The organism is Amycolatopsis sp. NPDC104775 (assembly GCF_055583325.1).
The window spans coordinates 740,290-748,287 of record NZ_JBVJOE010000005.1; the positions used below are offsets into that span (position 1 = coordinate 740,290).

The window sequence follows — 7,998 nt, forward strand, 5'->3', positions numbered from 1 at the left end:
GGGTAGCCGGGGAGGACCGCGAGATTCCATTGCGATCCAAGGAAAGGCACCATGGCTGCTGCAGCGCATTACATCGAGGTCAACGCTCCCGCACAGGCTTGCTACGACTGGTGGCGTCCGCTGACCCGGCTGCCGGAGCTGTTCTCCGACGTCCGCTCGGTCGAGGCACTGGACGCCGACGGGACGCGCACCCGGTGGAAGGTCGACGGACCGGCGGGGTCCACAGTGGAATGGGAGGCCCGGATCGTCGAGGACGCGCCGCCGCGCAAGATCGCCTGGACCACGGTCGACGACGCCGACCCCGACGTGCGCAACTCCGGCGTCGTCCGGTTCGAGGACAAGGGAAACAGCCGCACCGGGGTGGAGATCTCCCTCGAATACGAGCCCCCGGCGGGCAAACTGGGAGAAGCGGTCGCGTCGCTGCTGGCCGACCCGCAGAAGAAGGTCGAGCGGGCCGCCGCGCAGTTCCAGACCGTCATCGAAGCCCGCTGAGCGCCCCGTGACCACGGTCTCCCGCACCTTCGCGGTGAACCCTCGCCCGGACGCGGTTCTCGCCTACCTGGCCGACTTCGGGAACGCCGAAGAATGGGACCCCGGAACGGAACGCTGCGTCCGCGAGGACGACGGGCCGGTCCGCGTCGGCTCGTCGTGGCACAACACCTCGAAGATCGCGGGGATCACCACGGAGCTGACGTACACCCTCGAAAGCCTCGACGCCGATCGCGTCGTGCTGGTGGGGCGCAACGACACCGCCACCTCCACCGAAACCATCGAGGCCGCCCCGAGCGGTGCCGGGTCGCGCGTCACCTACACCAACGAGCTGCGGTTCGACGGTGTGGCCAAACTCGCCGCCCCGCTGGCCAAAGCCGTGTTCGAGAAACTGGGCAACGACACCGAACGACAGCTCACGGACGCGCTCAACCGCCTGGCCGGGTGAGCCGAGGGGCCAGCTTCCCCGGCCCCGCGACTTACCCGGCCGTTCAGCGTTTCCGCGCCGTGCGGATCACGTCGAGGACGTGATCCGCCTCGTCGCCCACGAACAGCGCCAGCGGGGCGATCAACGCTCCGCTGGCGCGGTGCCCGGCGAGTTCGCGTTTCTCGCGGTCCCCGAACTCGACCGCCCGGCCGCCCCGATAGCCGGTGATAGCGCCAGATCGGCCGTCCCCAGGACGCAGCAGAGAAAGACCAGCCGCAGCAAGCGGATCCTCCCCCGACGCGCGCCGGATCCGCGCTCCGCCGGAAGTCAGGCCGCGTCGGCGAGGCTGCGGGTGAACGCGACCCGGTCCAGGCCGGGCCCGTCGTAGTCCGGGAGCACGTCGGAGACCTCGAACCCGAGCCGGGCGTGGTAGGCGCACGAGGCGGTGTTCTGCGGGCTGGTGATGCACTTGACCGTCCGCACTCCCAAATCCCGCACTGTCGCGAAGAACCATTCGTAGAGCGACCGCCCGAGTCCCTGCCCGTGCAGCTCCGGGTCGACGCCGACGAAGTGGATGTACGCGGTCTCCGGATCGGTCTGCGAGACGAAGCCGATCAGGAACGCCGCCAGCGTCCCGTCCGGGCGCTCGACCAGGCGGCTCGTCGTGGTGAAGTGCTGGAGGAACAGGCGCGGCACCAGCAGCGCCCGTTCCCTCGCCCCGGCTTCGCCTTTCAGCCCGCCCCACCACGGGCCCAGCGCGGCGAGCACGCGCGGATGGTCGTCTTCGGTCGGCTGGCGGAAAGTCAGGTCGGCGTTCATGCTCCGACCCTCTCGTTTTCGCGCCCGCTGGGCAACCACGTTATCGCCGCGGGTCGACGTGGATCTTCGGCGCGCCCGGCGGCCGCTTCCCGCCGAGCACCGCCGCGACCTCGCCCAGACCGACCGTCGCCGCTACCAGCGGCCGCGGATCCACCTCGCCGGACGCGTACGCGTCGATCGCCGCCGCCAGCCCTGGCGATCCGCTCAGCACGCCGATCGCCGTGACGTCCTTCAATGCCAACACCCGCGTGTCGAGCAGGCTCGGCCGCCCCGACAGTCCGATGTAGACGATCCGCCCCGCCGGTTCGACCACTTCGGCCGCGAGCGCCGGAGCCGCGGGATCGCCGGTCGCGTCGACCACCGCGTCGAAGGGCGGCTCCGGAACGCTCGTCCCCGCGGAAAAACCCAAGCCGCGCGCGAAATCCACCGACCACGGCGTCGAGCCCACCAGATGGACCTCGCTGCCCGCGGCCCTGAGGAACAGCGCGGTCAGCAGCCCGATTGTCCCCGGGCCGAGAACCAGCACCCGCTCCCCTGCCGCCGCCCGCGCCGCGCGGCAGGCGTTGCCGCCCGGTTCGGCCAGCGCGCCCGCGACCGGATCCACGGTGTCCGGCAGTTCGTGCAGCGAGCGCACCGGCACCGCGAGGCGTTCGGCGAGCGCTCCCGCCCGGCCGCCGCGGATGCCGACCTCCTGCCGATCCGCGCAGACGTGCTGGCGGCCGCCCCGGCACCGGCGGCAGTCCCCGCAGCCGAGCATGGTGTCGCCGGTGACGCGGCGGCCGACCCACGCCGGATGCACGCCGGGACCGGCTTCCGACACCGTGCCGCACCATTCGTGGCCGAGCCGCATCGGGTACCGGGCGTGCCCGTCGGCGAGGTACTGCATCTCGCCGGTGAAGAACTCGACGTCGGTGCCGCACACCCCGGCCCGCTCCACGTCGACGACGACCTCGCCGACCCCGGCGACCGGCTCCGGCACCTCGGCCGGACCGGCCTCCCCCGGTCCGGTCACCACGAACGCCCGCATGATCCCGATCGTAGCGGCGCTCAGCCGGTCACGCGCTCGCGCAGGAACGCGGCCGTCGCCTGATCGGCCGGATAGAACGACTCGATCACCAGCTCGGCGACCGTCACGTCCAGCGGGGTCCCGAACGTCGCGACCGTGCTGAAGAACGTCAGCTCCCGCTCGCCGTGCCGGTACCGCAGCGGCACGAAAATATCGCCCGGGCCGGGGATCTCCACCTCCGGAACCTCGTCGTCGCACGGATATCCGCGCAGTTCCTCCAGCAGCTCGGCCAGCCCGGCGTCCGCGGTCTGCTCGACCTGGCGGCGCAGCCGGCCCAGCAGATGCGCCCGCCACTCCCCCAGGTTCAGCACGCGCGGGGCCATCCCGTCCGGGTGCAGCGTGGCGCGCAGGACGTTCACCGGCCCGGTCAGCAGCGACGGCGAGACGCCCTCGGTGAGCACGCCGAGGCTGAGGTTGGCGTCGACGAGATTCCAGCCGCGGTCGACGACCGCCGCCGGATACGGGTCGTGCCCGGCGAGCAGCCGCCGGACGGCTTCGCGGATCACGGTCATCTCCGGCGCCCCGATGTCGGACTCGCCGTAGGCCGGCGCGTAGCCCGCGGCGAGCAGGAGGCGGTTGCGTTCGCGCAGCGGGATGTCGAGGTGCTCGCCCAGCCGCAGCACCATGTCCCGGCTCGGCTTGGACCGGCCGGTCTCCACGAAGCTCAGGTGCCGCGTCGAGATGTCCGCCGAGATCGCGAGGTCGAGCTGGCTGATGCGGCGGCGGTCGCGCCATTCCCGGAGCAGCTCGCCCACCGGGGCCTTCACCGTAGTCGTCACCCGTCCGAAGCTACGGGGTCGCCGGGCGCGAGACCATTACCCCCGAGGTAACGGCGCGTGCACCACCAGCGCCTCGGCGAGCGGTTTGCGGTCGAGGTCGGGCACTTCGCAGTCCGGCGCGGGATAGCCGACCGGGAACAGGATGTAGGGCCGTTCGGTGACCGGGCGTTCGAAGACCTCGTTCAGGAAGCCCATCGGGTTCGGCGTGTGCGTGAGCGTGGCCAGGCCCATCGTGTGCAGCGCGGTGATGAACATGCCGCACGCGATGCCGACGCTTTCGTTGACGTAGTAGTTCTTCCGCAGCGATCCGTCCGCCCGCGGCGTGCTTTTCTGCGCGAACGCGACCACCAGCCACGGCGCGACTTCCAGGAATTCCTTGTGCTCGTCGGTTTCGAGCCGGGCGAGCGCCGCGTGCCAGTCCGGCGCGGTGCGCTCCCGGTAGAACTTCCGCTCCTCGACCTCGGCTGCCTCGCGCACCGCGCGCTTCACGTCCGGGTCGGCCGTCGCGACGAACGTCCACGGCTGATGGTGTGCCCCGCTCGGCGCGGTGTTCGCGATCCGCACCGCCGTCTCGATCGCTTCGAGCGGCACCGGGTCGGGCGAGAACCAGCGGACCGACCGGCGCCGGTCGAGCAGCCGGTACAGCTCCTGCCCGCGCGCGAGGCTTTCCTCCGGGGACAGCCGCGGCGGCGCGTACGGGACGAAAGGGTGCTGATGCCGGGTCATGCCCCGACCCTGCCGCGTCGGCGGTCATCGGTCCAGTTCACATTTCTGGTGAAGGACATAAGCTGAACTCATGTCCCCTTCGTTGCGCCAGCTCGAGTATCTGGTCGCGGTCGCCGACACCGGCGGACTCACCGCCGCCGCGGAAAGCTGCCATGTCTCGCAATCGGCGGTGTCGCTGGCGCTCGCTTCGCTGGAACGCACCTGGGGCGTGCAGCTCATCCTCCGCGGCCCCGGCCGGACGACCGCGCTGACCGACGCCGGCCGCCAGGTCGTCGGCGAGGCCCGCGCGGTGCTCACCTCGGTCGCCGAGCTCGGCGCCGCCGCCCGCGACTACGGCCACGACCTCGCCGGACGCCTGAATTTCGGCTGCTACACCCCGCTCGCCCCGCTGCACGTGCCCGCCGCGCTGGCGACCTTCCGCACCCGGCACCCGGAGGTCGACGTCGCCTTCACCGAAGGCACCCTGCCCGACCTGCAGCACCTTCTGCTGGAGGGCCGCTGCGACCTCGCCGTGCTGTACCGGCAGGACCTCGTGCCCGGGATCGCGGTGGACAAGCTGTACGACCAGCCGCCGAGCGTGCTCCTCCCGCCGGACCATCCCCTCGCGCGCCGCAAGACGGTTTCGTTGCGCGCCTTGGCCGACGAGCCGTTCATCCTCCTGGACGTGCCGCCGTCCGAGCGTTATTTCCGGGACGTCTTCGCCGCGGTCGGCCTCCCCATGCCGGTCGCGCACCGCACGACCAGCTTCGAACTGGCGCGCGCGTTGGTCGCCCGGGGCCTGGGGTACACGCTCTCCGTACAGCGGCCGCCGCTGGAACTTTCCGTCGAAGGAACGCCTTTCGCGGTACGCCCGCTGCGCGAGCGAGTCCCGACGACGCCGGTCGTGCTGGCCCGCGCGGAGGGGGCGCGGCTGACCCGGAGAGCGGAAACGTTCCGCGCGTTCTGCCGGGAGTTCTTCGGGTCTAGAGCGTAATGCCGCGCGGTTCGCGACCGAGAAGCTCGGCCAGCAGCGGACTTGTCCCGGCGAAGTGGCCTTGGCGGGCCGCCTGGAAGAAGGCGAGCTTCATCCGCGCGATCTCCTCCGGTTCGCCCGCGGTCCACTCCTCGTCCGCCACGACTGCCCGCTGCACCCTTTTTCCGCTGGCCCGCGAGGCGAGCTCGGCGACGTCGTCGAACGTCACCGCCCGTGGCGCGGTCAGCGTCACCGGCCCGTCGAATGCCTTGTCCCCGGCGAGAATCACCGCCGCCGCTTCGGCGACGTCGGCCCGCTCGGTCCAGGAGACCGGCCCGTCCGCCGGGGCCTTGATCACCCCTTCCTCCCGCCAGTTCCCGAGCAACCAGCCGAGGCTGTGCGCGTAAAACCCGTTGCGCAGCGCCGTCCACGCGACGCCGGACTCGGCGAGAAGCCGCTCGGTGGCCGCATGATCCGGCCCCGGCGGGAACGGAGTGTCCATCCGGGAATTCTGATGACTGGTGTACAGAATTCGTTGCGCCCCGGCCGCTACCGCCGCCTCGATGCCCGCGCGATGCAAGCCCACCCCGTCCGCTCGCGGATCGTTCGAGGACACCAGCAGGACTTTTTCCGCCCCCTCAAACGAATTCCTCAATGCCCTCGGGTCCTCGTAGGACCCTTGCCGCACCCGTACCCCACGGTCGGCGAAGTGCCGCGCCTTGGCCACATCCCGGACGCTGACGCCGACCTCCCCCGCCGGGACGCGCTTGAGCAGGTGCTCCACCGTCGCCCCGTTGAGCGCGCCCGTGGCTCCCGTGATCACGATCATCCCCGAACCTCCTTCTGTTCCAGCAATGGCAGCAGGATGTCGTCCACGAGATGCCGCAGAAACCGGTCGTCGCAAGACTCTCCGACGAAAACGATCCGGTGCACGATCACCGCCGGTGCGACCTCGGTGAACAGTTCCGCCGCGCCAGGCGCTATTTCCTCGCCCCGCAACGACTCCGTCATCGCCGCTCCGTCGCGGCGCAGAATCCCGCGCATCTCGTCGGCGAGCCGGGAATCACCGCGCATTCCCGCGAACAAAGCACCCAGCACGCCGATCTCCTGCTCGGCGATCTCGCGCGCCAGCCACTGCGCGACGGCCAGCAGATTCTCCCGGAGCCCACCAGGCCCCGGCATGGGCGGAGCCGAGGCCTGCCGCTGCTCCACCGCCGCCGCGACGAGGGCCGCTTTGTCGCGGTACCGGCGGTAAATCGTCGTCTTGGCCACGCCCGCCCGCGCCGCGACGGCCTCGATGGACAGCTGGTCGTAGCCCACCTCGGTCAGCAGAGCCAAGGCTGCCTCGTGAATCGCGGCATCCCTTCGGGCATCACGCGGCCTGCCCACGCTCGAGGTTTCCACCGGTGCCCCATTTCGCTACGCTACCGTTTCGTATCGAAACTACGCCGCGGTCGAGACCGCCGTCAACCCGGCCACGGCAGCACGGTCAGCTCCGGCCATTGTTCCTGCCAGCGCCGGGCTTTCGCCTCGTAACTGCTTCGCGGCGCCTGCCCGGGATTGGGCCGCACAACGAGGTTGAACACGTCCGCGAACCCGTGCGGCGCGTAGACCTGCCACTCCCCTTCGCTGTCCAGCCGGATCCCGAGACAAGGCGTCGTGGACGGAAAGGAGTCGATGGCCGCTTCGGTCGACGGGTACGGCGCGCACGGCACCCCGAAGCGGTCCTCGTACCAGAGATGCACCCGGGCCTCGTTGCGGATTTCGACCACGGCCGGAAGATCCCCGAACTTCCGCGCTCCCGCCTCGATCACCGAGTTCTCCGCCTCCCAGCTGAGATCGGAGTCGTCGAAGTAGAACAGGTCGTAATCCTTGATGCCTTCGGCGGGCGGGCGTCCGGTCACCACGTTCCACACGGTCTGGCACAGGCAGCCCGCGGTCAGGTACCAGCCGGGAAGAGCCAGCTCCGCCGCGCGCGCCAGCACCTCCGGCACCAGGTCGTTGCGAGTCACGATCTCGCGGAATTTCCCGAGTTGCCTGTCGATCGCCAGGCGGCCGTAGTCCATGCCCCGGTTTAGCACAGCGAACCGATTACCTCCCGCGTAATCGACCAGCCGCCGATCGTCGGCCAGGCTTGGCCCTACCGAAAACGGGACGACACAAGGAGAACCCGAAATGACCGCCATCGCACCGACCGCCGCCGACCTCGCCCGCCGTTACCTCGAGGTCTGGAACGAGACCGACCCGCAGCGGCGCCGCCAGCTCGTCTCGGAGGTCTTCGCGCCGGGAGCGACCTACACCGATCCGCTCGGCGCGGCCGTCGGCCAGGACGAGATCGACGGGTTCATCGGCGGCGCGCAGGCGCAGTTCGCCGGGCTCGTCTTCACCCTGCCCGCCGAGCCGGACGCGCACCACGATCTCGCGCGGTTCCAGTGGCACCTCTCGGCTCCGGGCAGCCCCGAGCCGATCGCGATCGGGTTCGACGTCGTGGAGATCGCCGACGGCCGGATCGCCAAGGTGCACGGCTTCCTGGACAAGATCCCGGGCTGACCCGCCGGGACTGTGGTCTTGACCACAGCGTGAGGTTCAGACCTCCCGGGAGGTCTGAACCTCACCGGCGCGGGGGGGGGGGGGGGGGGGGGGGGCGCCCCCCCCCCCCCCCCCCCGGGGGCACGGGGGGGTCGTGCGCATGTGCCTGCACGGGGTTCCGCTGTGCCGCGCCGGCCGGAGTCGCTACGCG

General features: G+C 70.9%; 11 protein-coding genes. 4 read left to right on the top strand and 7 right to left on the bottom strand.

All coding sequences use genetic code 11. From position 1 onward, the window contains the following. The first annotated feature begins 51 nt into the window (after window positions 1-51). Both ACZ63D_RS26130 and ACZ63D_RS26135 read left to right on the top strand, forming a co-directional pair. A complete protein-coding gene (locus ACZ63D_RS26130) occupies window positions 52-492 on the top strand; it encodes an SRPBCC family protein (RefSeq protein ID WP_465356973.1) in 441 nt (146 codons plus the stop codon). Between the two features lie 7 nt (window positions 493-499). Beyond that, entirely contained in the window at window positions 500-937 is a 438-nt protein-coding gene (locus ACZ63D_RS26135; protein WP_465356974.1) for an SRPBCC family protein, read from the top strand. A gap of 306 nt (window positions 938-1,243) precedes the next feature. Here ACZ63D_RS26135 and ACZ63D_RS26140 read toward each other — a convergent pair whose 3' ends face one another. The 4 genes from ACZ63D_RS26140 to ACZ63D_RS26155 are packed head-to-tail and all read right to left on the bottom strand — an operon-like array spanning window position 1,244 to window position 4,306. Beyond that, window positions 1,244-1,735, bottom strand: a complete 492-nt coding sequence (locus tag ACZ63D_RS26140) for a GNAT family N-acetyltransferase (protein WP_465356975.1) — start codon at window positions 1,733-1,735, stop codon at window positions 1,244-1,246. 40 nt (window positions 1,736-1,775) lie between these two features. Next, entirely contained in the window at window positions 1,776-2,762 is a 987-nt protein-coding gene (locus ACZ63D_RS26145) for a zinc-dependent alcohol dehydrogenase (protein ID WP_465356976.1), read from the bottom strand. Window positions 2,763-2,782: 20 nt separating this feature from the next. Then, window positions 2,783-3,580: a helix-turn-helix domain-containing protein gene (locus tag ACZ63D_RS26150; RefSeq protein ID WP_465356977.1), complete on the bottom strand. Its 798-nt coding sequence runs from the start codon at window positions 3,578-3,580 to the stop codon at window positions 2,783-2,785. A 36-nt stretch (window positions 3,581-3,616) separates the two neighbouring features. Then, the gene (locus ACZ63D_RS26155; RefSeq protein ID WP_465356978.1) at window positions 3,617-4,306 is read right to left on the bottom strand and encodes a nitroreductase family protein; all 690 of its coding nucleotides are present in this window, start codon (window positions 4,304-4,306) and stop codon (window positions 3,617-3,619) included. 70 nt (window positions 4,307-4,376) lie between these two features. Between ACZ63D_RS26155 and ACZ63D_RS26160 the strand changes: the two genes are divergently transcribed. Next, window positions 4,377-5,279, top strand: coding sequence for a LysR family transcriptional regulator (locus ACZ63D_RS26160; RefSeq protein WP_465356979.1), 903 nt, complete (start codon window positions 4,377-4,379; stop codon window positions 5,277-5,279). On the opposite strand, the gene ACZ63D_RS26165 is transcribed toward ACZ63D_RS26160, so the two are convergent. The 3 genes from ACZ63D_RS26165 to ACZ63D_RS26175 form a co-directional block, all read right to left on the bottom strand. Next, window positions 5,269-6,087, bottom strand: a complete 819-nt coding sequence (locus tag ACZ63D_RS26165) for an SDR family oxidoreductase (protein ID WP_465356980.1) — start codon at window positions 6,085-6,087, stop codon at window positions 5,269-5,271. The genes ACZ63D_RS26160 and ACZ63D_RS26165 overlap by 11 nt on opposite strands. Next, on the bottom strand, window positions 6,084-6,596 hold the full coding sequence (locus tag ACZ63D_RS26170; RefSeq protein WP_465356981.1) for a TetR/AcrR family transcriptional regulator: 513 nt from the start codon (window positions 6,594-6,596) through the stop codon (window positions 6,084-6,086). The genes ACZ63D_RS26165 and ACZ63D_RS26170 overlap by 4 nt, the downstream gene beginning before the upstream one ends. Window positions 6,597-6,724: 128 nt before the next feature. Continuing rightward, window positions 6,725-7,324, bottom strand: coding sequence for a nucleotidyltransferase family protein (locus ACZ63D_RS26175; protein WP_465356982.1), 600 nt, complete (start codon window positions 7,322-7,324; stop codon window positions 6,725-6,727). 109 nt (window positions 7,325-7,433) lie between these two features. On the opposite strand from ACZ63D_RS26175, the gene ACZ63D_RS26180 reads away from it, so the two are divergent. Continuing rightward, window positions 7,434-7,808 (top strand): nuclear transport factor 2 family protein, encoded by a 375-nt coding sequence (locus tag ACZ63D_RS26180; RefSeq protein WP_465356983.1) that lies wholly within the window; start codon window positions 7,434-7,436, stop codon window positions 7,806-7,808. Window positions 7,809-7,998 lie beyond the last annotated feature (190 nt).